Raw genomic sequence first — 26,311 nt, 5'->3', positions numbered from 1 at the left:
ACCGAGGAGGACCTGCGATGAGGCGTGTCGTCGTCACGGGCCTTGGGCTGCTTTCGCCGTTCGGCATGGGCTTCGAGCATAGCTGGAAGGAGCTTCTGACCGGCCGCAGCGCAGCCAAGCGTATCACCGAGTTCGAGGTGGAGGATCTTGCCTGCAAGGTTGCCCACGTCATTCCGCGCGGCAATGGCGAGAACGCCACCTTCAATCCCGAGGCCGTTCTCGAGCCGAAGGAATTGCGCAAGATCGGCGACTTCATCCTTTACGGGATCGCAGCCGCCGACGAGGCGCTGAAGGATTCGGGGTGGACGCCGAAAACGCACGAGGAGCAGTGCGCCACTGGCGTGCTGATCGGCTCCGGCATCGGTGGCATCGAAGGCATCGCCGAGAACGCGATGATCCTCAAGGAGCGCGGACCGCGCCGCATCAGTCCGTTCTTCATCCCCGGCCAGATCATCAATCTCGTCTCCGGCCAGGTTTCGATCCGGCATGGGCTGAAAGGCCCCAACCACGCCGTCGTCACCGCTTGCTCCACCGGCGCGCACGCCATCGGCGATGCCGCCCGGCTGATCATGTGGGGCGATGCCGACGTGATGGTCGCAGGCGGCGCCGAAGCGCCGGTGACGCGGCTGTCGATCGCCGGTTTCGCTGCTTGCCGTGCACTGTCCACCGACCGCAACGACGCTCCGGAGACGGCGTCGCGTCCCTATGATCGCGACCGTGACGGCTTCGTCATGGGCGAAGGCGCCGGCGTCGTCATTCTGGAAGAGCTGGAGCACGCCAAGGCGCGCGGCGCCAAGATCTATGCCGAGGTAACCGGTTACGGTCTGACCGGCGATGCCTATCACATCACTGCGCCGGCCGAAAATGGCGACGGCGCTTTTCGCTGCATGGTCGCGGCGCTGAACCGGGCCAAGCTGACGCCCGCAGACGTCGACTACATCAATGCGCACGGCACTTCGACCATGGCCGACACGATCGAGCTCGGCGCCGTCGAGCGGCTGGTCGGCAACGCCGCGTCGAAAATATCGATGTCGTCGACCAAGTCGTCGATAGGCCATCTTCTGGGTGCGGCGGGCGCCGCCGAGGCGATCTTTTCGATCCTCGCTATCCGGGACAACATCGCGCCGGCCACCATCAACCTCGACAACCCGGAGCGTGAAACGGCGATCGACCTGGTGCCGCATAAACCGCGTGCCCGCCAGGTTGACGTGGCGCTGTCCAACTCCTTTGGCTTCGGCGGCACCAACGCCTCGCTGGTCTTCCAGCGCTACAATGGCTGACTTGTGCGCCGACCGGCACGGCACGCACATGTCGTCAATTTTGCCATATTCGCCCCTACTCTGCCCAAGGGGATTCGCTGCAAGATCAAACGGTAGGGCGCCATGAGCACAAATTCGGCGGACAACGGGGAATTAGGGCAGCGGCCCGTACCGTCGGGTCCGATCGTGCCGAAAACGGCCAGCGAGGCGTTGCGGCCTGAAGCCGGCACGCCGCCGCCCAAGCGCTCGCGCGCCTCGCGCAGCCAGTTCGTCGTGTTCATGAACTTCGTCATCTCCCTGGTGATGTTGATGGTTCTGGCGGCCGGCTTTGCATTGTATTTCGGCAAGCAGGAATTCAACGAGCCCGGCCCGTCGGCCAATGCCGACACCTTCCTGGTCAAGCCGAACACCGGCGTCCAAGAAATTGCCGACCAGCTCGAGCGGCGCGGACTGATCAGCGACGCGCGCATCTTCCGCCTTGGCGTGCGTGCCTTTGGCAATGACGCCGCGCTGAAGGCCGGCGAATACGAGATCAAGCCGCAGGCCTCCATGCGCGACATTATGGAGCTGCTGAAGAGCGGCAAGTCGGTGATGTATTCGCTGACCGTCCCCGAGGGACTGACCGTCGAGCAGGCGCTGCAGCGCATCGCCGAGCAGGCAGCGCTTGACGGCGATATGCCGGCGACCATTCCACCCGAGGGCAGCCTTGCTACCGACACGTTGCGCTTCACGCGCGGCGCGACACGCCAGCAGATGGTCGACAAGCTTTTGGCGGATCAGAAGAAGCTGGTCGAGGACGTCTGGCAGCGGCGCGCTCCCGATCTGCCTCTGGCCAGTGTCGATGAGTTCGTCATCCTGGCTTCCATTGTCGAGAAGGAGACGGGAAAGGGCGACGAACGCTCACGGGTCGCCGCCGTCTTCCTCAACCGGCTGGCCAAGGGCATGCGGCTGCAGTCGGATCCAACCATCATCTACGGCCTCTTCGGCGGTAAGGGCAAACCGGCCGACCGCCCGATCTATCAGTCGGACATCAAGAAGCCGACGCCCTACAACACATATCTGATCAACGGCCTGCCGCCGACGCCGATCGCCAATCCCGGCCGTGCGGCGCTGGAAGCGGTGGCCAACCCGTCGAAGACAGACGATCTTTATTTCGTCGCTGACGGCACCGGCGGTCACGTCTTTGCGCCGACGCTCGCCGAGCACAACGAGAACGTCGCTCGCTACCGGGCGCTGCAGAAGAAGCTGGCCGATGAAGCCGCCAAGGCCGGCGCTGCCAAAGCCGACGCTGCCAAGGTGGAAGGTCAGACCGATGCGCCGGTGGACGGCGATACAGGAACGGCGCAATAGCGCCGAACGGTTCTTGGATCGTCCCTCCGATCCGTTTGACGGCAGGGACGTGTCGTTTTTTTGATCCGGAGCGCCTTGCGTCCGATTCGGCGCGAAGAGGCGCTCCAGCATTTTGAAACCGCGTATGATCTGGCCGGAACCGCTTCCGGGGTTATGCGCCAAGGGGTTGCAAGGGCATCATGAATTTGCAGAGCATGACCGGTTTTGCACGGGCCGTCGCCGAACACGACGGCACGTCGATCGCCTGGGAGGTCAAGTCGGTCAACGGCAAGAGCGTCGAGGTGAGGCTGCGGCTGCCGCAGGGCCTCGAGCGACTGGAGCCGGCCGTTAGACAGACGGTGCAAAAGCGCTTCTCGCGCGGCAATTTCCAAGCAACGCTGACCGTCGGCCGCGCCGCCGGCCAGCAGGCGCAGCCCGTGGTCAACGAGGCCTTCCTGAGGGATCTGGCGGAGCTGGCCAAGCGGCTGCAGGAGCAGTTCGGCGCAGCGCCTGCGACAGCTGACGGGCTGCTTTCACTACGCGGCGTGCTCGACATCCCCGAAACCAACGAAACTGAAGAGGCGCGGGCGGCGCTCGACGGCGCGATCCTATCGGCGCTCGAAGTGGCGCTGGGCGGGCTAGAGCAGGCACGCCAGGGCGAGGGCGCCGCGCTGCGCTCGCTGCTGTCCGGCCATATCGACGCCATCGAGGCGCTGACGCTGCGCGCCGAGGCCGATCCGTCGCGGGAACCGGCGGTGATACGCGAACGAATTGCCGAGCAGGTTCGGCTGCTGATGGACGCGTCCGCTAATCTCGACGCCGGTCGGTTGCATATGGAAGCGGCGTTCTTGGCCACCAAGGCCGACATCCGTGAGGAGATCGATCGGTTGAAGACGCATGTGGCGTCCGGCCGGGTGCTGCTGGCTGGCGGCGGCGCTATCGGCCGCAAGCTCGATTTTCTGGCGCAGGAATTCAACCGCGAATCGAATACGCTGTGTTCAAAGTCGAACGCCGCTACGGTCACTGCCATCGGGCTTGAGCTGAAGGCGGTCGTCGATCAGTTTCGCGAACAGGTCCAGAATCTGGAGTAACCCTGATGGTCGCCAAGGAGCCGATGGTTGCTAAGGATTTGGGCTCCCGCATTCGCCGCCGGGGTCTGATGCTCGTGCTGTCGTCGCCGTCCGGTGCCGGCAAGTCGACGATCGCGCGCAATCTTCTGGAAAGCGATTCCAGCCTCGAACTATCGGTCTCCGTCACCACGCGGCCGCGCCGCGGCAGCGAGATCGAGGGCGTCCATTATCACTTCCGCACCATGCGCGAATTCGAGCGACTGCGCGATTCCGACGAACTGCTCGAATGGGCCGAAGTGCATGGCAATTGCTATGCAACGCCACGTGAACCGGCCGAACTGGCGCTGGCACAGGGCCGCGACATGCTGTTCGACATCGACTGGCAAGGCGCCCAGCAGCTCAAGGAGAAGATGCGCGCCGACATCGTTTCCATCTTCATCCTGCCGCCCTCGATGAAGGAATTGAAGGCCCGGCTGAAGCGCCGCGCCGAGGACCAGGAATCGGTGATCGAGACGCGTCTGAAGAACGCCCGCAACGAGATCGAGCACTGGAAGGAATATGATTTCGTCATAATCAACGACGATCTCGACCGCGCTTTCGCCGAGGTGCGCGGCATCGTGATCGCCGAGCGGCTCAGGCGCGACCGCCGGCCCGGCCTGTTCGACTTCGTTTCGGGATTGCTCGACGAGAAACGGGTTGATGCCTCTTCCTTTCCGTAAACGGGGAGAAGAAAGCTAAATCGTATTCGTCAGCCGCACGAACTCCTCGACGCTGAGTGTTTCGGCGCGCCTCGTCGGATCGATGCCGGCGCGGGTGAGCAGGGCTTCACCGCCGAGGCTCTTGACGCTCTGCCGCAGCATCTTGCGGCGCTGGCCGAAGGCCGCTTCGGTGACGCGGCTGAGTTTCTTGACCTCGACGAGCAGGGGATTTGCCCGCGGCACCAGATGTACCACCGACGACGTCACCTTGGGCGGTGGCGTAAACGCCTGTGGCGGCACGTCGAAGGCGATCTTTGCCTCGGTCCGCCAGCCTGCAAGCACGCCCAGCCGGCCATAGGCATCGCTGCCGGGACGGGCGACGATGCGCTCGGCCACCTCGCGCTGGAACATCAGCGTCATCGATGCGTAGAAGGGCGGCCACTCGGCGACGGTCAGCCAGCGTATCAAAAGTTCGGTACCGATGTTGTAGGGCAGGTTCGCGACGATCCTCACAGATCCATCGCCCCTATGCGCCCCTTCGACAAGTGCTGCAAAATCCGTTTTCAGCGCATCGCCGGCAATGATCTGCAGACGGCCCGGATAGTGATCTGATATTTCCGCGAGCGCTGCCAGGCAGCGCTCGTCGCGCTCGATGGCTATGACCCGACCAGCGCCGTGGGAAAGCAGCGCCCGGGTCAGTCCGCCGGGACCCGGACCGACCTCGATCACCGTGGCGTCCGTCAGGTCGCCGGCTGCGCGTGCTACCTTGCCGGTCAGGTTGAGATCGAGCAGGAAATTCTGGCCGAGCGCCTTTTTCGCCTGCAGTCCATGGCGTTCGATCACCGCGCGCAACGGCGGCAGGCCGTCGATGCTCATGCGACCGCTCTCATGCAAGGCGCTCATGCGCCGGCAGCCTTCGTCCCGGTATCGGCAAGCCTGCGGGCGAGCCTCAGCGCCGCGATCAGGCTGTCGGCCCGTGCAATGCCCCTGCCTGCTATGTCGAAGGCGGTGCCGTGATCCGGTGAGGTGCGGATGAAGGGCAGGCCGAGCGTGACGTTGACCGCCTCGTCAAAGGCCAGCGCCTTGGCTGGGATCAACGCCTGGTCATGATACATGCAGAGCGCCACATCGTAGCCGGCCCGGGCGCGGGCATGGAACAGCGTGTCGGCCGGCAACGGCCCGAAGGCGTCGATGCCCTCCGCCTTCAGCCTGTCGATCGCCGGGCGGATGATGTGCTCGTCCTCGCCGCCCATCGCGCCGCCTTCGCCGGCATGGGGATTGAGGCCGGCAATGGCAAGCCGTGGCTTGGCGATGCCGAAGCGGTGTTCGAGATCGGCGGCGGTGATGCGGCCGGTTGCGACGATCAAGTCTGTCGTCAGCGCTTTCGGCACCTCGCACAGCGCAATGTGGATGGTGACCGGAACCGTGCGCAACTCGGGACCGGCAAGCATCATCACCGGCATTGCTTCTGCGCCGGTGTGGAGCGTCGCCAGATGCGCCAGATACTCGGTATGGCCGGGGAAACGAAAGCCGGCATCGTAGAGTGGCTTCTTGGCGATCGGGCATGTGACAACAGCCGCTGCGCGGCCGCCAAGGCAGTCGTCAACAGCGCGGTCGATCGCCTCGATTATCCCTGCGGCGTTGGCCGGATCCGGCCGGCCGGGGTTGTCGACGAAGCCGGCGGCAAGCGGCACGACGGGCAGGGCGCGTGCAAAGACGCGCTCCGCTTCGGCTGGCACCGTCCCCGTGATTGGCACATCGACGCCGAGCAGGCGCGCCCGTGCGGCAATCAGCACCGGATCGGCGAGAAGATAGAAGGGCGGCACACCGGCGCTGTCACGCGCCTGCCAGGCCGCAATGGCGATCTCCGGCCCGACGCCGGACGGATCGCCGACGCTCAACGCCAGCGGAAGCTGTATCTCTGGCACGCCCAGGATGTCTTAGCGCTCGACGATGCGGGCTTTCTTCCGCAACTCCGCGACATATTTCTCGGAGAGCTGGTCGGCATCCTTTCCGGTCGCGCCCTCGCTCTGGAATACCATCTGGGCAGCCTTGTCGTCGGACACTTCACGTGATGAGCAGATGCCGATGAACTCGACGCCGCGGTCCGTCTCGCGTGTTGTGGTGGCGCCACCGACCTTGGTGGCCTTGATCTGGTCGGCCCATTCCGGCGGCAATTGCGGCGCCAGCACCCGGCCGAGATCGCGAACGGTGACGTCGATCAGGCCCTTGGCAAATTCGCGCGAGGTATTGCAGCCGTTGAAGCGGGCGCGCATGGCGTCGGCCTCGCGCTTGCGCTTGGATAGCGTGGCGCTACGCTCGCTCGCCGGCACGACGAAGATGACCTGCTGCAGCATGTACTCCATGGCGGTAGGCTTGGCGCCGCCTTTGTCGAGCATGCGCCTGACCGCGTCCTGCTCGCTCATGGCGCCGCCGCCGCTCTCGGAGCGATGGCGCGCCGTCAGCGCCTGGTTCCAGGCCATCTGGGAGCGGATGAACTCCTTGAAATGCTCCTTGCCGACGCCGGACTGCGCCATGACGCCATCGAGCTGCTTGAGCTGCATCTTGTTGGTCGTGGCAAAACGCTGATAGGCGGCATCGACCTGGGCCTCGCTGATGCGGATGCCAAGACGCTTGGCTTCAGCGACGCGCAGCGTCTGCTCGATCATTTCGTTGGCGGCGTCGCCTTTCTTGCGCTGCAGCCGCAGGAAGGCAGCACGATGCTGGATGTCGCCGGTGGTGATCGGTACGTTGTTGACGACGTATTTGATCTGGCTGGCGAAAGCCGGCGGCGTCATCACAGTGATCGAGGCCGAGGTCGCCGCCACCAGCAGCGCGAACCCTGCCGAAAAGAGGTATTTCCTCATCGAAAGCATCCCAATTCTATCTCGGTTCCGGCCCAATTCCATCTCATTATTGAGGGAGCTGAAAGCCGTGCCTGCCCTATGCGGCGAAACGATGTCGTTAGAGCGGCGCGCATCCACTTGGATGCATAAGCACGTTCCAACACTTTGAATCTACGCATCGCGCCTTCCGAAAATCAATTCCGATTTTCGGGCCGATGCGTTGGCCGGCCGCCCGTCATCTGCTACTGGTCAGCGTTTGCTACTGGGTAGTGTCGATAGCGCTGGACGACGAGCCGAAATCGCCGAGCGTGCGGAACGACAGGTTGAAACCGACATTCTGCGACACTTCCTTGGTGACCAGGTCACGGGATTCCGAGAACGTCATCAAATAGGTGAAGCATGAATCACTATAGGCAAAGCCGAACCCGTCCTTGACCAGGACACTTTGCTCCAGATCGTAGGTGCCGGTACCGAAGACGCGCCAATTCTCTGCAAGTTGCGTCGAGGCGCCAAGCGTGACCTCGTGGCGATCGGTCGTGAAGCCATAGAGCGGCTGCGCCTCGATGAAGGCATATTTGGCGCTGAACGAAATCGGCAGGCCGGAATAGGCCGCCTTCACCTCGGCGCGGCGAATGTCGAAGCTCTGTTCGTCGAAACGGCCGCTGACCGAGCCGGAGAACCCGGTGGGGCTGTTGAAGCCGACCAGGCCGACATAATCCGAGGTCGCTGTCTCAAGGCCGGACTCGGCGCCGACATTGACCAGGTCCGGCGAATCGAAGGAGTTGCGGCCGTCCAGCTGATAGGATTGGCCGAACAGCGCGTTGGTGCTCCAGCCATTGTCGTAGGCCCCGGAATAGCGCAGCCCAACATTGGCGCGCGTGCCGCCTTCCAAGCGGTCGTAACCGGAGAACTTGTCACGCTCGAACAATGTCGTGGCGTCGAAGACGAAGCTCTGGGCGTCCTCGTTGGGGACAGCAAGACCACCGACATATTGCTCGTTTGGACGCACGAAGACTTGCGCCATCGGCTCGAAGACGTGGCTGGAGTGGGTCGACGAGAACAGTACCGGCCAACGCATTTCCAGCCCGGCGGTCGCCATGTAGCGGGTGAGCGATGATCGCATGTCGTCATCAACTCCGAAATTCGACGCCATCTGGTTGACGGCGGCGAGCGAGGCCGAGGAGGCATTGACATAGCCGGCGTCGCCGCGCAGCGCCAGCAGCGGCGTCAGCAGCAGCCCGCCATCGGTGGTGAAGGTGCGCTTCCATTCCGCTTCGGCGGTGAGACGGCCCGACTGGCCCTCAATGCCGCGGACATTGTTGACGGACGCAGCGTCGCTAGGATCGGCAAGGATACGATCAAGCCTTTCACGGCTGATTGCCTGCGCGTTGACATTGAACGACAATTGCCCGCCGCCCACCGCCATGTCGGGAATGTAGGCGTAGTCGAGTGAAGGCAGCACCCAGGGCTGCTTGCCGGCGCGCGCGGTCGGATCGTCGGGAAGCGTCTTTTCCTGGACCTCGAAGCGCATGGCGCGCACGTCGAAATAATTGCGGCCGTTGAGGCCGGTCAGGTAGATCGACGAGCGATGCACGCTGTCGTTGAAGTCTTCGATGGCGTAGGTGCGCGAGAAGTTCTTGTCGGTCTGCAACAGGACATCCCAGCCGAAGTCCCAGCGCGGATTGATGGCGAACTGGCCCTTGGTGCCCATCATGCCACGGAACTTGTTCGGATCGCCGTCCGCACCCGAATCGACATTGTGCCCGTAGCTGTCGATGAATTCGTCGGGGTCCTCTTGCCGGATGCCGGCGATCTTCAGGCTGTACTGGCCGTTGTTGAAGCGCTGGCGCCACTCGGCTTCGCCAAGGAAGCCCTGCTTGGTGTAGCCGCTGCCGGTGACGGTGAGGTCGTAGGTCGGTGAGAGCGCGAAATAATAGGGGACTTTGACGCCGACGCCGAGCTCGCTCTTGTAGGCGATACCGGGGATCAGGAAGCCGCTCTTGCGCTTGACGGTCGGATCGGCAATCTCGAAAGCCGGCAGATAGGCAAGCGGAAAGCCGAAGAACTCGAAATTCGAATTCTCGAAGCGAACCGTCTTCTTCTCGCCGTTCCAGATGATCTTTCTGGCCTTGATGCGCCAAGTCGGCGCTTTGTCCGGTTTGTCCTCGCACGGCTCGCAGGCCGTGTAGACGCCGTTATGGAACGTCGTCAGCACGCCGCCCATGCGTTCCGCGCTTTCGGCGGCGAAATATGCCTTGTCGACGGTTTCGACACGCAGCGCGTTGACGAAGCCGTCGGCGAAGTCGTCGGTGATGTCGACATGCTCCGAATAGATCTTGGTGCCATCGCTGTTGACGACCTCGACATTGCCGCTGGCGACGAGGCGTTTGGTGTTGCGATTGTACTCGACCCGCTGGGCGACGAGGCGGTTGCCGCCATAGTCGATCTGGACGCCGCCGACGGCCGTCACCGTCTGGTTATCGTTGTCATAGACCAGCGTATCCGCCGCCAGCAGCATTTGCGAGCCGGCGGGAACGTCGGCTGCCATGTCGCTGATATCCTGGGCAGAAGCCGGAATAGTCGGGATAACGCAAGCGAATAGGCATGCCAAGGCGCTCGCCCCATAAAGGCGCGCCAAACTGGCCTGCCTATGGATGCGCAAAACCGCCCCCCTCACTAGCCGTCTTCCTTGTACAGCAAGAAAGTCACCCCGAAGAACATAGCCACGACAACCGGAACCCATGCAGCCACGACTGTGGGTACGAATCCCGCCACGCCGAATGCCTTGACCAGCACCGTCACGACATAAAGCAGAAACCCAGCTAGGACGCCACCCAGAATCATCGTCGCGGATTGTCCCATCCTCGCAAATCGCATCGACACCGTTGCGGCGATCAGCGTCATGGCGACGAGAAGGAACGGCAGCGCCACCAGCGAATCAAACTGCATGGCAAAGGCATTTGCCTTGAGGCCGAAGGACCGGGCAACCTCGATCTTGCTGGGCAGATCGTAGAAAGGAATGGTCTCCGGGCGCGCCAGCCGCTCTTGCACGAATTCCGGCTTGAGATTGGTCGGCACCCGGTCGCTTGCCACCGATTGGATGTTGCCGTCCCGGAAAATTTTGACGTCCTGCAGTTCCCAATAGCCATCCCGCAAAAAGGCGTGCGCGGCGTCCTTGCGTTCGACGATGTCGCCTTGGGGGCTGAGGACGAAGAAGACGGCGTTGGCCATCTCCAGGCCCTGATTGAGAATGGCGCGCGCGCCTATAATAGTGTCGCCGGAGCTGGTTTTCTGCCGGATCCAAGGCGCGGCGTCGGCCGAGACGGCGTTCGACTTGCCGGAACGGAGCTGCGTCTCGATCTTTTCGGACCAGGAAAACGCATGCGCGGCGATCGGATTGATGATGCCGACCGACAACACGCCGAACAGCAGCGCCCCGATGCAGCACGGCAGCAGGAATTGCCACGCGGACACGCCGGCGGAACGTGCGATGACCAGCTCATATCTGCGATTAAGCGAGACCAGCGTCGTCATTGCCGAGAACAGCCCGACGAACGGCACCGTCTGCAGCATGATCATCGGCATTCTCAGCCCTGAAATGGCTAACGCCACGCCGTAGGTGAAACCCGTCGCCCCGCTCGTGCGGCCGGAAAGCTCCGTGAAGTCGATCAGGAATACGAGCGCCAAGAGGCCGACGAAGAACCAGATCGTAATCGTCACGTAGCGGAAGAAGAAGTATCTACCCAGCGTCCAGCCCATTAGCCGGCCCCTTGGCCAGAAGCGCCACGCCTGGCGAAGCGGAGCTTGATGGCGTTCCAGCCGTCGCTGAAGCGGCCTGCGAAATTCGTCATCCAATCGGCCCAGGCAACCGGCAGTTCCATGGTCCGGTTGGAGACGATGAACCAAATCGCGATCGCGGACGCGATGATAGGAACGCCGTAGACCATATAGGCGTATTGTGGAACGTTATCGGCCTTCCCCGCGGCAAAGAAACCAAGCCAGCGTACGAAAAGCGCAATCGCGATCGCCGTGATCAACGGATGAATGCGCGCTTCGCGATGGGAGCGCGCGTCTCCCGCGACCGCAAGCGCGATCAGCGCAAAGACGAGTGAATAGGACCATTCGGAAAAACGCTGGTTGACTTCGGCCATGTACCTGTACGGCCTTTTCTGGAACGCCTTGTCGTTCGGACTCGGATTGAGCAGGTATTGGGTCGTCTGGTCCTTCGGTAAAAGCAATATGTCCGACGAGGCCGACATGAAGGCGGACAGGTCGAAGGCGTAGGAGGTGAATCGGATGACCGAAAGATCGCCTGTCAGCGTTTCGCGATGGATGACGCCGTCGTTCATCATCAGCACCTTCTCGTCGCCGCTTTCGATGATGGCGCCGCTCTTGGCGTAGTAGATGAGGTTGACGCCCTCTTCGCGCGAATCGGCGACGAAGATACCGCCGAGGCGGTTGTCCGGAAGCCGTTCGCCAATCTGCAGGAACAGCCCGTCGTCGATCTTGCGGAAGGTGCCTTCCTGGATGATCAGCGACAACAGATCGGCACGCGACGACGCCACCAGTTCGCGGTTTCTCTGTCGTGCATAAGGGTCGACGCCGTTGTCGACGGCGAACGAAAAGATGCTGGCCGCCAGCGCCAGGAGCATGATCGGCCTGACGATGGTCCAGCGCGAGGCGCCGGCGGCGTTCAAGGCGGCAAGTTCAGAATCGGAATTCATCGCGCTCAGCGTCTGGGCGACCGCGACCACCAGAGCGAAAGGGACGACGACTGGGACGATCGACGGAATGATCAGCGCGGCGACCTCAAAGAAGGTCAGCGCCGACTGTCCGCTGTCGGTGACAAGGTCAATGCGGGCGAGCACCTGCGTCGTCCACACGATTGCCAGCGTCCAGACGAGCGCTGCCAGGAACACCGCCAACGCACGACGCATGATGTAGCGTTCAACGACCTTCATAAAGGCTTTTCTCGATTTTGCCGAACGGCATCATGCCTCCGGACAAGGTAGTGGTCCGGCGACGCCCGCACAACCGGTCCCGTTTGGCGTTCGATCTGGTTTCCCGTCCCACATCGCTGTTCCCGGTGGGCCGGAGTGTCGGCGGCAATGGATAAGAAAGGGCGAACATCAATGGTTAACAACAGGTTGCGGCAGGAAAGCGGGGCCGTGCCGCGACGAATCGCCATCGATTCCATCCGCCATATGGGATCTGATTCCGGCAAAGTCTTGCCAAATGCTGGAAAACGACCAAATGTCGCGCCGATCACTGACATGGCCGCCGTGGCTGCGACAGGTACAGGCATGGAAGCAGACGTAACAGAATTGCGCGGTCAAACCGGCCAGGAATCGATTTTTCGCGGCGCGATCGTAATCGGCGCCGGCGCAGCGGGGCTGGCCGTCGCCCATGCGCTGATAAAGGCCGGCGTGCCGGCGTTTGTCCTGGAAAAGGAAAGCCGGCTTGCCGAGCCCTGGTACCGGCGGCACGAACGGTTGCATCTCAATTCGCACCGCGATCTCTCGACACTGCCTGGCGTCGATTATCCCGCAGGCACCCCCGCCTTTCCCCACAAAACCGCAGTCATCCGCCACCTGAACGATTTCAGACAGGCGCATAATCTGCCGGTCCGGCTTGGCGTCGCCGTCGAGGAGATCAGGTTCAACGGCGATCACTGGACCGTTGAGACCAGTGCCGGGCCCCTGCTGGCGCGTCATGTTGTCATTGCCACCGGGCGCGACCGGCAGCCGTTCATCCCGCAGTGGAAGGGCGCCAAAAACTTTGCCGGCCGCATCGTGCATTCGGCGGATTTTGGCAAGGCCGAGGATTATGCGGGAAAAAAAGTGCTGGTCGTCGGGGCCGGCAATTCGGGCTTCGACGTGCTCAATCATCTGACTGGGGCGAACGCCGCCTCTGTCTGGCTGTCGGCCCGCAATGGGCCCTCGCTGCTGCCCAAACGCATCGGCAAGATCGCCGTTCACAGGGTTTCGCCGTTCTTGGCGCGATTGCCGTTTTGGCTCGCCGATGCGGTGATGGCGGCAACCCAATTCCTGGTTTTCGGCGACCTGACGAAGTTTGGCCTGCCGCCGGCACCCTCGGGAGGCGCGAGCCGCCTGACTGCCGATTACACCGCGATCGCCACCGACGACGGCGCCGTCCGCGCCATCAAGGCCAGTAAGGTCGTGGTACTGCCGCAGGTAAGGGAATTTACCCGCGACGGCGTTTTCCTCGACAATGGCAACCTGATCGCTCCCGATATCGTCATCGCGGCGACCGGCTACCGTACCGGGCTCGAACGCATGGTCGGCAAGCTCGGCGTCCTCGATGGCAAGGGCGTTCCGCTTTTCAACGGCGGCGAGTCCGATCCGAAATTGCCCGGCCTGTGGTTTACCGGAATGCGGCCAAGCATTCGCGGTTGCTTCGCCAACGCCCGCATCCAGGCCAAGGCCATCGCGCAGCAGATCGTCAGGCAGGGGCGCTGATTTGAAAATTGGGGTGGTGCTTCCGTCCGGAAACGGCCAAGTATCGCGTTCCACCAAGGCATTCTCCCGAAAAACCAACGCCGTTCCCGAAAGCAGGACATGATGACTTCGAGACCTTCGATCGCCTTCGCCAAATTCGCCACGCCCAAAAAGGGCAGTGTCTTCGTGCTGGCGGCCGACGATGGCGCCCTGGGTGACGCGGCAAAGGCTTGCGATCCGGCCAATACCCTGGAGCGAGCGTTTCCGGTGGCCGACTTTTCCGGGAAGTTTGCCGGGTTGGTCGAAGTGCTGGCGCCGGAGGGCACATCGCTCGACCGGCTGGTGGCGGTCGGCGTCAGCAAGGTCTCGGGACTCAACGACCATGCCTGGCTGAAGCTCGGTGGCACCATCGCTGGATCCTTGCGCAAGGCGACAGATGTGGCCGTCGTGCTCGATCTGCCTGGTGTTGACGTCGGCGGTGGGCATGCAGCGCAGCTTGCCGCGGGCATCCTTCTGCGCAGCTATGCCTTCGACAAGTACAAGACGAAAAAGGACAATGGCGACGGCCAGCGCGATGGCAAGAAGGTCGAGCCTAAAAAGCCGGTCAAGGTGACCATCCATACCACCGATCCGGCGGCGGCGAAAAAGGCTTTCGCCGACGAGGCGGCGGTGATCGACGGCGTGCTCCTGGCGCGCGATCTGGTCAACGAACCGGCTAATATACTCGGGCCGGTGGAATTCGCCGCCCGCGCCAGCGAACTGGAAGCGCTCGGCGTCACGGTCGAGATCCTGGTCGAGAAAGATATGAAAAAGCTCGGCATGGGCTCGCTGCTCGGCGTCGCGCAAGGCTCGCCGCGTGGCGCCCGCCTGGCCGTTATGCGATGGAACGGCGGTAAGGCCAAGGACAGCCCCGTTGCCTTCGTCGGCAAGGGCGTCACTTTCGACACTGGCGGCAATTCGATAAAGACGGCCTCCGGCATGGAGGACATGAAGGGCGACATGGGCGGCGCCGCCGCCGTGACCGGGCTGATGCACGCGCTGGCCGCACGCAAGGCCAAGGCCAACGTCGTCGGCGTCATCGGGCTGGTGGAAAATGCCGTCGACGGCCACGCGCAGCGCCCCGGCGACATCGTCACCTCGATGTCGGGCCAGACCATCGAGGTGCTCAACACCGACGCCGAAGGCCGCCTCGTTCTGGCCGATGCGCTGTGGTACTGCAACGATCGCTTCCAGCCGAAATTCATGGTCAATTTGGCGACGCTGACCGGCGCCATCATGGTCGCGCTCGGCCAGCACTATGCCGGCCTGTTCTCCAACGATGACGAACTGGCGAACAGGCTGACGAGCGCCGGGCAGGCGACGCAGGAACGGGTGTGGCGCATGCCGCTCGGCTCCGAATACGACAAGCTGATCGATTCGAAAAATGCCGATATGAAGAACATCGGCGGCCGCTACGGCGGCGCCATCATCGCGGCGCAGTTCCTGCAGCGCTTCGTTAAGGATACGCCCTGGGCGCATCTCGACATCGCCGGCACCGCGATGGGCGCGCCGTCCAGCGAGATCAACCAGTCATGGGCCTCCGGCTTCGGCGTCAGGCTGCTCGACCGGTTGGTCCGCGACAACTACGAGGGGTGAAGCCTTCACGGCACGATCATGGCCGACGTCCTGTTCTATCACCTGACTGAATCGACGCTGGAGGATGCATTGCCCGGCCTGCTCGAGCGCAGCGTCGATCGCGGTTGGCGCGCCGTGGTGCAGACCGGCACCGAGGAGCGGCGCGACGCGCTGGACCAGCATCTTTGGACCTTCAGGGACGATTCGTTCTTGGCGCATGCAACCGACCGCGAATCCCATCTGGCCGAGCAGCCGATCCTTTTGACAACCGGCCAGGACAATCCCAACGAGGCGCAGATACGCTTCCTGGTCGACGGCGCAGCGCCGCCGGAGCTTGGTAATTATGAGCGCGCCGTGTTCCTGTTCGACGGCCACGATGCGGCCCAGGTCGAGGCGGCGCGCACCCATTGGAAGACGATGAAGGAAGCCGGCCACGCGGTCACCTACTGGCAACAGACATCGGATCGGCGCTGGGAACGTAAGGCGTAAAGCCTTTTGCCTCGTTTGCTGATCGTTGAGACGCGCTACAACTGAAGCCGTTCAGCCAATTCAATGAAGTCACTGGCCACCAGGTCCCAGGCCTGATCGGGGTGCAAGTCGGTGGTCTGCGCTAACCCGTGCTCGGTCGGACGCGGGACAAAGACTGTTCGCAATCCACACGCCCGAGCCGCTGCAAGGTCGCCATTGTGAGCGGCCACGAGACAGATCTCATCTGGCTTCATTGCCAGGACGTCAGCGGTGCGAAGATAGGCTTCCGGCATCGGCTTGTACGCTTGCACGACTTCGGCGCCGAGGATCGCATCCCAGGGGATGCGACTACGCTTGGCCATGTTGAGCATGAGGACGATGTTGCCGTTCGAGAGCGGCGCGATGATATAGCGGGCCTTCAGCCGTGTGAGGCCAGCCACCGCGTCCGGCCATGGCTCCAATCGGTGCCATGCCAGGTTCAGTTCGTCCAGCTCGGACGCCGGCACCGAAGCCGGGTCGATCCCGAATTCTGGCAAAACAGCTTCCAGGTTCTCCCGGTGCAGCACGTCGAGCCGTGTAAAGGGCCGTCGGCCGCTGCGCACTTCCTCCATCGCTGGGGAATAACGGCGGCGCCACGCATCGGCGAAAGCGGTAGGAATGGCCGTTCCGGCTCCATGCCGCTTCAGGAACGGCTCAGCTTCGCGCGCCACGCCGCTGCGCCAATCGACGACAGTACCGAATACGTCGAATACCAAGGCACGTACGCCATCCAATGGCATCACATTTGGCTCCTTGATCCGCACACCGCGTCTTTGGCACGGATTGGCCTGAGAAGTCGACCGAACGCCCCCAGGGCTGGCTTCGGTGGTGCAGCTATGCGGCTTGGGCTGGACTAGCACTTTCACCTTTGGTGCGATCTCGGCCGGCCTCGCGCTGCTGCTGTCTCGACGCTCGACACTCGTTGACCGAAGCTGCCATCTGGCCTATAAGTGAGACAGGTCTGTATCACATAAGGCTTTGCCATGTCGCTCCGCGCCGACGCCGCCGAGAAGCGGCAGCACATTGTTGAAACTGCCTATGGCTTGTTCAAGCGCGTCGGTTTCCACGCGACCGGCATCGACCGCATCATTGCAGAGGCCGAGGTCGCCAAGATGACGATGTATCGTCATTTCCCGAAAAAGGATGTCCTCATTGTCGAGGTTCTGGACTGGCGGGCCGATCGGTTTGCACGGCAACTCGATCGGCTTGGGGGCGCAGTCACCACACCCCAACAGAAGATCGCGACTATTTTCGACTGGTACGAGCACTGGTTCGACAGCCCGGATTTTCATGGATGCCTGTTCCAGCACGCCTTGGCCGAATTTGGAGACCCTGAGCATCCGGTGTTCAAGGCCGTCACTCGGCAAAAGGACGGTCTGAGGCGGCGAATACAAAAAATCCTCGAAGCGACGATGCCGGACGCCCAGGCCGAAAGCATGGCTTCGGCGCTGTTCATGCTAATCGAGGGCGCAACTCTTCTTGCCCAAATGGGGCAGGGCAAGGCTGCCATCGAGAATGCACGCGAGGCAGCAAAGCGGATTCTTGCTGTACCGAAGGCGATCCAATGAGCGCGGTCGTCGTCGGCCTCGCACTCTTTGCCGCCATCCTTCATGCGACATGGAACGCTTTTCTCCGCAACGGCGCTGATCGGCTGTGGACCGTGACCGTCATGAGCATTTCCAGCACGGTATTGGCGTTTCCGTTTATCTTTATCCTTCCACTGCCGGCCGCTGGTGCCTGGCCGTACATTGCGCTTTCTGCCGCCCTCCAGGTCGGCTACAGCGTCTTCCTCGTCGCGGCCTACCGGTACGGCGAACTTGGACAGGTTTACCCGATCGTCCGGGGGACCGTGCCTCTGCTGGTCACGCTGGGCGGTTTCCTGCTCGCCGGCGAACGCCTCGGCACGTACCAGATGGTGGGTGTCGCCCTTGTTGCCGCGGGCATCATGAGCCTTTCGCTCGGTAAGGGCAGGGCCTCAACGTCCTCGATCCTATTTGCTCTCGCGACAGGCGCGATCATCGCGAGCTATGCTACAGTCGATGCAGTCGGCGTGCGGTTGGCCGACCATAGCGGCGCATATACGGCCTGGGTGCTGGTTCTCTACGGAAGCCTGCTTCCCGCCACGTTCATGCTCATGCGGGGAAAGCTCGCTGTTGACGTTCGCTCCCCCGAAACATGGAAAGCACTCGGCGGTGGCCTCGTTGCAATGATCGCCTATGGCGTCGTCGTGGCAGCTTTCGCGCTGGGGCCGGCAGGTCCAATTACGGCGCTGAGGGAAACGAGTGTCGTGTTCGCGGTCCTCATTGGATGGTTGTTCCTTGGGGAAACCTTGACCGCTCGCCGCATTGTCGCCTGCGGTATCGTAGCGATCGGCGCGATCTGCCTCGGCTACCAGTCATGATCTGTCGCAAAATTCCCGATTAAAGCGACAGTTTTGCACCTGATTTTGCAACGTCGCAGAAGCCTTTTGCGGCAACGTTCAAGGTCCGCAAGGGTCGTGAGCGGAAATTCAAACTGAGACACTGCCAGCCACTTGACGAAAGGATGACCGCGCGCAATCCTGCTAGGATGTCAGACCAATTTTGGAAATAGGTGGCGATGCGAGCGCGCGGCGAACTGCCCGGGGCCCCTGCCACGCGTGTGGCAATCGCCACGCTCCCGCCCCTGGATCGCGGCAAGCAGGTCATGGAAGCGCTGGCCGACTATGTCGAGCGCGGCGCGCTGAAGAGCGGTGACCGGCTTCCGACCGAACGCGAATTGATGGCCGCGCTTTCCGTCGGGCGTTCGACAATACGGGAGGCGATGGGGCGTTTCGAAGCGCTCGGCGTCACCGAGACCCGCAAGGGCAGCGGCACCTATCTGCTCAAGCCGATATCCGCCGGCACGATCCATTTGCCGCTGTCGCTCGATACGGCAGAGCTGCGCGACGGTCTCTTGCACACCCTCGAGGTGCGCCGCGGCATCGAGGCCGAGGCAAGCATGGTTGCGGCACGGCGGCGAACGGCCGACGATCTCAGGACGATCGAGGAAAAACTTATCGAGATGGAGCGCGTCCATCTTGCCACCGGCACGTCGGGTCCGGAAGACCTGGCCTTCCATCTGGCCGTCTACGACGCCACGCACAACCCGCTTTTCCGGCAGCTCCTGGGGCAGATGCGCGAAGCGTTCGAGCGCTTCTGGGACCATCCTTTCGACCGCCAGGATTTCGCGCGGCGATCATTTCCGTATCACCGCGAATTGTTCGATGCCATCGTCGCCAAGGACGCGGAGCTGGCGCGCGGAAAAACGTTGAAGATCCTCGAGATCGTGGAAGAGGATATCGAGGAAATGTCGAAATGAACGGTCCCGATTTTTTCGACCAGGCATCGCTGATTGCCGCGCATGACGAGGGCAACGCCTTCGATGCCGTCGTGCCGCCGATCGTGCAGACTTCGCTCTTCACCTTCCCGAACTATGATGAGATGCTCGAGACATACCGCGGCGAAAAAGTGCGGCCGACCTACACGCGTGGGCTGAACCCGACCGTGCGCATGTTCGAGGAAATGCTCGCAAAACTGGAAGGCGCCGAGGACGCGATCGGTTTTGCGAGCGGCATGTCCGCCATCTCGTCGGCGGTGCTGAGCTTTGTCGAGCCCGGCGACCGCATCGTCGCGGTCAGGCACATCTACCCGGACGCGTTCCGGCTGTTCGGGACGCTGCTGGCGCGCATGCGCATCGAAGTGACCTATGTCGATGGACGCGACGAAGCTGCCGTCGCCAGCGCCCTACCTGGCGCCAAGCTGTTCTATATGGAAAGCCCGACCAGTTGGGTCATGGAAACGCATGACATCGGTGCGCTCGCTGCGCTGGCAAAGTCCCGTGGCATCCCGACCATCATCGACAACAGCTGGGCCAGCCCGGTCTTCCAGCGGCCGCTGTCGCTCGGCGTCGATATTGTGGTCCACTCCGCATCCAAGTATCTGGGAGGCCACAGCGATGTCGTGGCCGGCGTGGTCGCGGGCTCGAAGGACTTGATCAGCCGCATCCGCGCCGAAGCCTACCCTTATCTCGGCGGCAAGCTGTCGCCATTCGATGCCTGGCTCTTGATCCGCGGCTTGCGGACACTACCGATCCGGATGCGCGCGCATCAGGCGTCCGGCCTCGAAATCGCACGGCGCCTGCAGGATCATCCGATCGTCGAGAAGGTCTGTCATCCGGGCCTGGCCAACCGGCTTCCCGCGGGGCTCACCGGCACGTCGGGCCTGTTTTCATTCGTCTTCCGCGACGGCATCGACATCCGGACGTTTGCCGACCGCCTTAAGCTGTTCAAGCTGGGTGTGTCGTGGGGCGGCCATGAAAGCCTCATCGTACCGGGTGAGGTCGTGCTGCAGCAGAAAGCCCAACCCAATTCCGCGCTGGCGTTCGGCGTCCATCCGCGGTCCGTGCGTCTCCATGTCGGCCTCGAGGGAACCGAGGCGTTGTGGAGAGACCTGGAAACGGCGATCGCCGCCGCTTCCGAAGAAAAGACCTGAAGCAATCAGACAAGAAGGGAACGGAAAATGAAGAAGCTTCTTATCGCGGCATTCGCGACCGTACTGATGTCGGGTGCCGCACTCGCCGACACGACGCTGAAGCTCGTGGAGGTGATCACTAGCCCCGAGCGCACCGAAACCCTTAAATCGATCGTCTCCAAATTCGAGGCCGCCAACCCGGGCACGAAGGTCGAGGTCATCTCGCTGCCCTGGGGCGAAGCGTTCCAGAAGTTCGCGACCATGGTGTCTGCCGGCGAAATCCCCGACGTCATGGAGATGCCGGACACCTGGCTGTCGCTCTATGCCAACAACGGCCTGCTTGAGAGCCTGGAGCCCTATCTCGCCAAATGGGAGCACACTTCGGGCCTCACCGATCGCGCGCTCGAACTCGGCCGCGACGTGAACAATACCGCCTACATGTTACCCTATGGCTTCTATCTCCGGGCGATGTTCTACAACAAGAAGCTGTTCCAGGAGGCTGGTGTCGCCGAGCCGCCCAAGACGATGGATGAGTTCGTGGCGGCGTCGGAGAAAGTCTCCAAGCTTCCGGGCAAATATGGCTACTGCCTGCGCGGCGGGCCGGGGGGCCTCAACGGCTGGATGATGTTCGGCGCAACCATGGCCGGCTCCAACAAATTCTTCAATGATGACGGCACCTCGACCATGAACAGCGAAGGCTGGGTCAAGGGACTGACCTGGGTTGTCGATCTCTACAAGAAGGGATTGGCACCGAAGGATAGCGTCAACTGGGGTTTCAACGAAATCGTCGCCGGTTTCTATACCGGTACCTGCGCAATGCTCGATCAGGATCCAGACGCGCTGATCGCAATCGCCGAGCGGATGAAGCCGGAGGACTACGGCGTCATGACCATGCCGAAGGGGCCGTCCGGCAAGACGTTCCCGACCATCGGCTATGCCGGTTGGTCGATGATGGCGGCCAGCCAGAACAAGGACCTTTCCTGGAAGCTGATCGAAACGCTCGAAGGGCCGGAGGGCAATGTCGAGTGGAACAAGCGCACCGGGGCGCTGCCGGTCCACAAGTCGGCTGAAAAGGATCCGTTCTACGCGAGCGAGCAGTTCAAGGGCTGGTTCGCCGAACTCGAGGACAAGGATGCGGTCCCGACGGTCATGCCGACCTATCTCGAGGAGTTCGCCTTCTTCAAGGACTCGATGGTCATCAAGACCAGTCAACAGGCGCTGCTCGGCGATATCACGCCAGAGGAAATGGCCAACCAGTGGGCCGACTATCTGACCAAGGCGCAGCAGAAATTCCTGGCCAAGAAATAAACGGCGGACCGCGAGCATCGGAGCCGCCCGTCGTGGGTGGCTCCGATAGATCCCGTCCATGGCCAATGGAACGAAAGCGTTACCCGATGGTTCTTGACGCCACTGCCGGCCTCCCGGAATCGCGGCACCGGTCGCTGGTCGACCGGATCACGCGCCATGCCGAACCATATCTTTACACCGCCCCGGCGCTGGTTCTGATCGTCACCATCATGCTGGCGCCGCTGGTGCTAGGCCTGTCCTACGCCTTCCGCGACGTGCACTTGCTTAATCCCTTCTCTGGCGGCTATGTCGGGCTCGATCATTTTCGCACCCTTTATGGCGACGACAATTTCTACCGCGCGCTGCGCAACACGCTGTGGTGGACCGGCGCATCCGTCTTGCTGCAATTCGTGTTCGGCCTGATCCTGGCGCTGTTGCTCGACCGGCCGTTTGCCGGCCGCGCCGTCGCGCAGGCGCTGGTGTTCCTGCCATGGGCGGTGCCGACCTTCCTCACCGGGCTCAACTGGGCGTGGCTGTTCAACCCTGTCATCGGACCGCTGCCGCATTGGCTTTATGCGCTCGGCCTCATGAGCGAGCCGGCCAACATCCTTTCCAATCCCCAGCTTGCCATGTGGGGACCGATCATCGCCAACGTATGGTGGGGCATTCCCTTCTTCGCCATCACGCTGCTGGCCGCGCTCCAGGCCATCCCGCGCGACCTCTACGAAGCGGCGGCGATCGACGGCGCCGGCGCGATCAGGCGGTTCACCTCGATCACATTGCCATTCCTTGCGCCGACCATTGCGATCACCGTGCTGCTGCGCACCGTCTGGATCTCGAACTTCGCCGATCTGATCATCGTGATGACCAGCGGCGGGCCGGCCGACCGCACGCAGATCGTCGCGAGCTACATCTTCACGCAAGCTTTCAGGGCGCTTGATTTCGGCTATGCCTCGGCCATTGCGCTGGTGCTGCTCGTCCTGCTGCTCGCCTATTCGATGCTGATCGTCATGCTGCGGCAAGTCCTGATGGATCGGGCCTGATGGATCAGGGGATAACCAGATGAACAGGTATTCGGTCTTCGGCACCGCGCTGCACCGCCTGGCGATCCTCTGCTACGTGGTCTTTGCGCTGTTCCCGCTGTTCTGGCTGTTGAAAGTATCTGTCACGCCGAACGACCTGCTCTATTCGGAGGGCGTGCGGATGTGGCCGTCGCGGATGAGCTTTGAACATTTCCGCTTCGTGCTGGCCCATAGTGCGTTCCCGATCTTCTTCAGGAACAGCATGATCGTTGCCGGCGCGACGGCCGTGATCGTGACGCTGCTCGCGTCTCTCTCTGGCTATGCGCTGTCGCGCTTCACCTTCCGTGGCAAATACTGGCTGGTCGCGCTGATGCTGCTCACCCAGATGTTTCCATTGGTGATGCTGGTCGCGCCGATCTTCAAGATGCTCTCGCCGCTCGGACTGACCAACAGCCTGACTGGGCTGGTGATCGTCTACACGGCCTTCAACATCCCCTTTGCGACTTTCCTGATGCAGTCGTTCTTCGATGGCATCCCCAAGGAGCTGGAGGAGGCGGCCAAGATCGATGGCGCCACGCAGTTCATGGCCTTCCGCCAGATCGTCCTGCCGCTGACGCTGCCGGGCATTGCCGCGACGCTGGGTTTTGTGTTCACCGCCGCGTGGAGCGAACTGCTGTTCGCGCTGATGCTGATTTCGGGCAACAGCGCGGCCACGTTTCCGGTCGGTTTGCTCACCTTCGTGTCGAAGTTTTCCGTCGATTTCGGGCAGATGATGGCGGCCGGCGTGCTGGCGCTGATCCCGGCCTGCCTCTTCTTCCTGTTCATCCAGCGCTATCTGGTCCAGGGCCTGACGGCCGGCGCGGTCAAGGGCTGAGTGAGGTTTCATGGCTTCGATCGACATCCGCAACGTTCGCAAGAATTTCGGCATCGTCTCCGTGTTGCATGGCGTCGATCTGGCGATAGAGAATGGCGAGTTCGTGGTGCTGGTGGGTCCGTCCGGCTGCGGCAAGAGCACGCTGCTGCGCATGATCGCCGGGCTCGAGGACGTGACTGAGGGCGAGATCCGGATCGACGGCATGCGCGTCAATGAGCGGGCACCCAAGGACCGCGACATCGCCATGGTGTTCCAGTCCTACGCGCTCTACCCGCATATGAACGTCGCCGAGAACATGAGCTATGGCCTGCGGATCCGGAAGGCGGCCCGCGAGAAGATCACAGCCGCTGTCAGCAATGCGGCCAGGAAGCTTGAGCTGCAGCCGCTGCTTGCGCGGCGGCCGAAAGCACTGTCGGGCGGTCAGCGCCAGCGCGTGGCGATGGGCCGTGCGATCGTGCGACAGCCCAAGGCATTCCTGTTCGACGAGCCGCTGTCCAATCTCGACGCGCGCTTGCGTGAGCAGATGCGGGCGGAGATCAAGAAGCTGCACCGCGATCTCGGCGCAACCTCGATCTATGTCACCCACGACCAGATCGAGGCGATGACATTGGCCGACCGGATCGTCGCCATGCATGAGGGCGTGGTGCAGCAGGTCGGCAGCCCGCTGGAGCTTTACGACCGCCCGGCCAACCTGTTCGTCGCCGGCTTCATCGGCTCGCCGGCCATGAATTTTCTCTCGGCACGCTACGAGGTCAGCGGAGCCACGGCCGGCGCACGACTGCCTGATGGAACGCTGATTGGGCTATCGTCAGCCTATCAACTCAAGCAAGGCGCGGCGGTAACGCTCGGCATCCGGCCTGAGCATGTCGAGATGTCGCCGGGCTCGGAGAGCAGCCTGAGGGCGACGGTCGATCTGATCGAACCGACCGGCTTCGGCATCATCCTGCATCTCGGCCTGCATGGCCTGCCATTCAACGTCTTCACGCTCGACCGGGCCGCGCTGACAGCCGGCCCTACGGTGACGGTGGCTTTCCCGCCGCAACATTTGCATTTGTTCGATGAGACTGGAATGCGCGCATTGGAATCGAACCTCCAGAAGGGGAAGAGCTGATCCTCCGTGGGTCGCTCAGAGTACTCGAATTTTCCCAAAACCGGTTCCCACCCTTGAGGCCGATGCTATTGTCTATCTTGGCACCGCCGAATTCGATACGACATTCGATCTCGGCCTCGACATGGCTCCTGGACGAGATGGAACGCGCCGACGGCGCCAATGCTAATATCCGGGCTAGGTAGTTGAGCGCATGCGCTTTCTGTTTCTTCTGATCCTGCTCGCCGGCACCGGCATCGGCGTCGTCTATCCCTGGGCGATGACCAATTTCTCCGGCCATGAGATCGGCACCTGGCGGGTCTACGAACAGGGCCGGTTCAAGCCGGTGACGGTGCCGCTGGCAACTGCCGACGCGCCGGTGCGGGTGTTGCTCGATCTCACCGCCAAGACCGAACGCATCGTCGTCTCGCAACAGCGCACCGTGCTGACGCTGACCGCCGCCACCGGCGGCAGAACGGTGCTCGCCTCGACGCTGCAATTCGCCCATTCGGAAAATCCGCGCCAGGTCAGCCCGCAACTGCCGGACAAGATCTTCCGCGACGAGGCAGGCCTGATAGCGACGGTCAGCCCCGGCCCTTACACCTTCACCGTTGGCCCCGGTGACGCCGAGGGCATCGAGATGCGGACGGTCGATCTCGTGCTGCGCTCCGGCGTCGGCGAGATCGACAGCCGGGCGCGGCCGGTCGGCTTCTCGCTGATGGCCGCCGGCCTGATCGGGCTGCTGTTGGCGTTGCGTTTCGGCGGCGGCGGCCGGCCGCAGAATCCGAATTCGCAGCCGCCAGCGCCGCGCTGGGGCAGGGGCTCGAACTAAATCGTGAATTACCGCCACGCCTATCACGCCGGAAACTTCGCCGATGTCGTCAAGCATGTCGTGCTGAGCCGCCTCGTCGAATATCTGAAGCAGAAGGACAAGGCGTTTCGCGTCATCGACACCCATGCCGGCATCGGCCGCTACGACCTGTCGTCGACCGAAGCGCAGAAGACCGGCGAATGGCAGGGCGGCATCGGCCGGCTGGTCGACGCCGAGATCAGCACCCCTGCGGCGGCGCTGCTCGCGCCTTATCTGGAAGCCGTCGGTTCGCTCAATCCCGAAGGCGGCGTGAAAAAATATCCGGGCTCGCCGCTGATCGCGCGTCATCTCATGCGCAAGCAGGACCGGCTGTCGGCGATCGAATTGCATCGCCAGGATGCCGCGAAGCTGAGGGCGCTGTTCCAAGGCGATTTCCAGACCCGGGTGATCGAGCTCGACGGCTGGCTGGCGCTCGGCGCGCATCTGCCGCCGAAGGAAAAGCGCGGCCTCGTGCTGGTCGATCCGCCGTTTGAGGAGGAGGGCGAGTTCGCCCGTCTTGTCGACGGGCTGCAGAAAGCGCACAAGCGCTGGCCGGGCGGCATCTATGCGCTGTGGTACCCGGTCAAGGACCGTAAGGCGGTCGCCGCCTTCCGGAAGGCGCTGGTGCAGTCGGGCATCCCAAAGCTGCTCGACATCGGCTTCGAGATCAGGCCGCCATCGCCCGAGCCCAGCCTCGACGGCAGCGGCATGGTGGTGGTCAACCCGCCGTTCACGCTGGAGGGCGAATTGCGCACGCTGCTGCCGGCGCTCCATAGGCTCCTCGTGGTCGAGCAGCCAGCGCACTGGACGCTTGAATGGCTGGCGGCGTAGGGCGGCAGAGGTATTCGCGCGCCTGCCTCGGTTGAAGGGATTTCAAACAAAGAAACCATCATTTCTACAACCGCTTGACCGCGCGCCAG

The 26,311-nt window shown here is 62.7% G+C and carries 26 protein-coding genes; 17 read left to right on the top strand and 9 right to left on the bottom strand.

The window, feature by feature from the left end; genetic code table 11:
- The first annotated feature begins 17 nt into the window (after positions 1 to 17).
- From fabF to gmk, 4 genes are all read left to right on the top strand, one after another.
- Entirely contained in the window at positions 18 to 1,280 is a 1,263-nt protein-coding gene (fabF, locus tag NKH73_RS05465; RefSeq protein ID WP_352928873.1) for a beta-ketoacyl-ACP synthase II, read from the top strand.
- A gap of 102 nt (positions 1,281 to 1,382) precedes the next feature.
- A complete protein-coding gene (gene mltG / locus NKH73_RS05460) occupies positions 1,383 to 2,609 on the top strand; it encodes an endolytic transglycosylase MltG (protein WP_352928871.1) in 1,227 nt (408 codons plus the stop codon).
- 179 nt (positions 2,610 to 2,788) lie between these two features.
- Entirely contained in the window at positions 2,789 to 3,679 is an 891-nt protein-coding gene (locus tag NKH73_RS05455) for a YicC/YloC family endoribonuclease (RefSeq protein WP_352928869.1), read from the top strand.
- Between the two features lie 5 nt (positions 3,680 to 3,684).
- The gene (gmk, locus tag NKH73_RS05450) at positions 3,685 to 4,377 is read left to right on the top strand and encodes a guanylate kinase (protein ID WP_352928867.1); all 693 of its coding nucleotides are present in this window, start codon (positions 3,685 to 3,687) and stop codon (positions 4,375 to 4,377) included.
- A 15-nt stretch (positions 4,378 to 4,392) separates the two neighbouring features.
- On the opposite strand, the gene rsmA is transcribed toward gmk, so the two are convergent.
- From rsmA to NKH73_RS05415, 7 genes are all read right to left on the bottom strand, one after another.
- Entirely contained in the window at positions 4,393 to 5,232 is an 840-nt protein-coding gene (gene rsmA, locus NKH73_RS05445) for a 16S rRNA (adenine(1518)-N(6)/adenine(1519)-N(6))-dimethyltransferase RsmA (RefSeq protein WP_352928865.1), read from the bottom strand.
- Between the two features lie 23 nt (positions 5,233 to 5,255).
- Positions 5,256 to 6,284: a 4-hydroxythreonine-4-phosphate dehydrogenase PdxA gene (pdxA, locus tag NKH73_RS05440; protein ID WP_352928863.1), complete on the bottom strand. Its 1,029-nt coding sequence runs from the start codon at positions 6,282 to 6,284 to the stop codon at positions 5,256 to 5,258.
- A 12-nt stretch (positions 6,285 to 6,296) separates the two neighbouring features.
- Positions 6,297 to 7,232 (bottom strand): SurA N-terminal domain-containing protein, encoded by a 936-nt coding sequence (locus tag NKH73_RS05435; RefSeq protein ID WP_352928862.1) that lies wholly within the window; start codon positions 7,230 to 7,232, stop codon positions 6,297 to 6,299.
- Positions 7,233 to 7,461: 229 nt separating this feature from the next.
- Positions 7,462 to 9,750: an LPS-assembly protein LptD gene (locus NKH73_RS05430; protein ID WP_502893859.1), complete on the bottom strand. Its 2,289-nt coding sequence runs from the start codon at positions 9,748 to 9,750 to the stop codon at positions 7,462 to 7,464.
- A gap of 128 nt (positions 9,751 to 9,878) precedes the next feature.
- Positions 9,879 to 10,961 (bottom strand): LPS export ABC transporter permease LptG, encoded by a 1,083-nt coding sequence (gene lptG / locus NKH73_RS05425; RefSeq protein ID WP_352928858.1) that lies wholly within the window; start codon positions 10,959 to 10,961, stop codon positions 9,879 to 9,881.
- Positions 10,961 to 12,163, bottom strand: coding sequence for an LPS export ABC transporter permease LptF (gene lptF / locus NKH73_RS05420; RefSeq protein WP_352928855.1), 1,203 nt, complete (start codon positions 12,161 to 12,163; stop codon positions 10,961 to 10,963). Before lptF ends, lptG begins: the two co-directional genes overlap by 1 nt.
- Positions 12,160 to 12,477, bottom strand: coding sequence for a hypothetical protein (locus NKH73_RS05415; protein ID WP_352928853.1), 318 nt, complete (start codon positions 12,475 to 12,477; stop codon positions 12,160 to 12,162). The genes lptF and NKH73_RS05415 overlap by 4 nt, the downstream gene beginning before the upstream one ends.
- A 28-nt stretch (positions 12,478 to 12,505) precedes the next feature.
- Here NKH73_RS05415 and NKH73_RS05410 point away from each other — a divergent pair, with 28 nt between their 5' ends.
- From NKH73_RS05410 to NKH73_RS05400, 3 genes are all read left to right on the top strand, one after another.
- Positions 12,506 to 13,681, top strand: coding sequence for a flavin-containing monooxygenase (locus NKH73_RS05410; protein ID WP_352928851.1), 1,176 nt, complete (start codon positions 12,506 to 12,508; stop codon positions 13,679 to 13,681).
- Between the two features lie 102 nt (positions 13,682 to 13,783).
- Entirely contained in the window at positions 13,784 to 15,295 is a 1,512-nt protein-coding gene (locus NKH73_RS05405; protein WP_352929823.1) for a leucyl aminopeptidase, read from the top strand.
- A gap of 18 nt (positions 15,296 to 15,313) precedes the next feature.
- Positions 15,314 to 15,763 (top strand): DNA polymerase III subunit chi, encoded by a 450-nt coding sequence (locus NKH73_RS05400; protein ID WP_352928850.1) that lies wholly within the window; start codon positions 15,314 to 15,316, stop codon positions 15,761 to 15,763.
- A 35-nt stretch (positions 15,764 to 15,798) separates the two neighbouring features.
- Here NKH73_RS05400 and NKH73_RS05395 read toward each other — a convergent pair whose 3' ends face one another.
- Positions 15,799 to 16,521, bottom strand: a complete 723-nt coding sequence (locus NKH73_RS05395; protein ID WP_352928848.1) for a haloacid dehalogenase type II — start codon at positions 16,519 to 16,521, stop codon at positions 15,799 to 15,801.
- Positions 16,522 to 16,725: 204 nt separating this feature from the next.
- On the bottom strand, positions 16,726 to 16,911 hold the full coding sequence (locus NKH73_RS05390) for a hypothetical protein (RefSeq protein WP_352929858.1): 186 nt from the start codon (positions 16,909 to 16,911) through the stop codon (positions 16,726 to 16,728).
- Between NKH73_RS05390 and NKH73_RS05385 the strand changes: the two genes are divergently transcribed.
- The 10 genes from NKH73_RS05385 (at position 16,825) to NKH73_RS05340 (ending at position 26,222) form a co-directional block, all read left to right on the top strand.
- Entirely contained in the window at positions 16,825 to 17,349 is a 525-nt protein-coding gene (locus NKH73_RS05385; protein WP_352929820.1) for a TetR/AcrR family transcriptional regulator, read from the top strand. The two genes, NKH73_RS05390 and NKH73_RS05385, sit on opposite strands and share 87 nt — an antisense overlap.
- On the top strand, positions 17,346 to 18,182 hold the full coding sequence (locus tag NKH73_RS05380; protein WP_352928846.1) for an EamA family transporter: 837 nt from the start codon (positions 17,346 to 17,348) through the stop codon (positions 18,180 to 18,182). Before NKH73_RS05385 ends, NKH73_RS05380 begins: the two co-directional genes overlap by 4 nt.
- 197 nt (positions 18,183 to 18,379) lie before the next feature.
- Positions 18,380 to 19,120: a FadR/GntR family transcriptional regulator gene (locus NKH73_RS05375; RefSeq protein ID WP_352928844.1), complete on the top strand. Its 741-nt coding sequence runs from the start codon at positions 18,380 to 18,382 to the stop codon at positions 19,118 to 19,120.
- A complete protein-coding gene (locus tag NKH73_RS05370; RefSeq protein ID WP_352928842.1) occupies positions 19,117 to 20,292 on the top strand; it encodes a PLP-dependent transferase in 1,176 nt (391 codons plus the stop codon). The genes NKH73_RS05375 and NKH73_RS05370 overlap by 4 nt, the downstream gene beginning before the upstream one ends.
- Before the next feature lie 27 nt (positions 20,293 to 20,319).
- Complete coding sequence (locus NKH73_RS05365) at positions 20,320 to 21,579, top strand: ABC transporter substrate-binding protein (protein ID WP_127205898.1); 1,260 nt, start codon at positions 20,320 to 20,322, stop codon at positions 21,577 to 21,579.
- Positions 21,580 to 21,665: 86 nt separating this feature from the next.
- Positions 21,666 to 22,601 carry a carbohydrate ABC transporter permease gene (locus NKH73_RS05360; RefSeq protein ID WP_352928840.1) on the top strand — a complete coding sequence of 312 codons (936 nt, stop codon included), beginning with the start codon at positions 21,666 to 21,668 and terminating at the stop codon, positions 22,599 to 22,601.
- Positions 22,602 to 22,620: 19 nt separating this feature from the next.
- The gene (locus tag NKH73_RS05355; RefSeq protein ID WP_352928838.1) at positions 22,621 to 23,454 is read left to right on the top strand and encodes a carbohydrate ABC transporter permease; all 834 of its coding nucleotides are present in this window, start codon (positions 22,621 to 22,623) and stop codon (positions 23,452 to 23,454) included.
- A 10-nt stretch (positions 23,455 to 23,464) separates the two neighbouring features.
- Positions 23,465 to 24,565: an ABC transporter ATP-binding protein gene (locus NKH73_RS05350; protein WP_352928836.1), complete on the top strand. Its 1,101-nt coding sequence runs from the start codon at positions 23,465 to 23,467 to the stop codon at positions 24,563 to 24,565.
- Between the two features lie 190 nt (positions 24,566 to 24,755).
- The gene (locus NKH73_RS05345) at positions 24,756 to 25,373 is read left to right on the top strand and encodes a hypothetical protein (RefSeq protein ID WP_352928834.1); all 618 of its coding nucleotides are present in this window, start codon (positions 24,756 to 24,758) and stop codon (positions 25,371 to 25,373) included.
- 3 nt (positions 25,374 to 25,376) lie between these two features.
- Positions 25,377 to 26,222 (top strand): 23S rRNA (adenine(2030)-N(6))-methyltransferase RlmJ, encoded by an 846-nt coding sequence (locus NKH73_RS05340; protein ID WP_352928833.1) that lies wholly within the window; start codon positions 25,377 to 25,379, stop codon positions 26,220 to 26,222.
- Positions 26,223 to 26,311: the final 89 nt, after the last annotated feature.

Origin of the sequence: Mesorhizobium sp. M0938 (genome assembly GCF_040319125.1) — a bacterium.
Taxonomy (GTDB): domain Bacteria; phylum Pseudomonadota; class Alphaproteobacteria; order Rhizobiales; family Rhizobiaceae; genus Mesorhizobium; species Mesorhizobium robiniae.
This window is presented reverse-complemented; position numbering and strand designations above follow the sequence as displayed.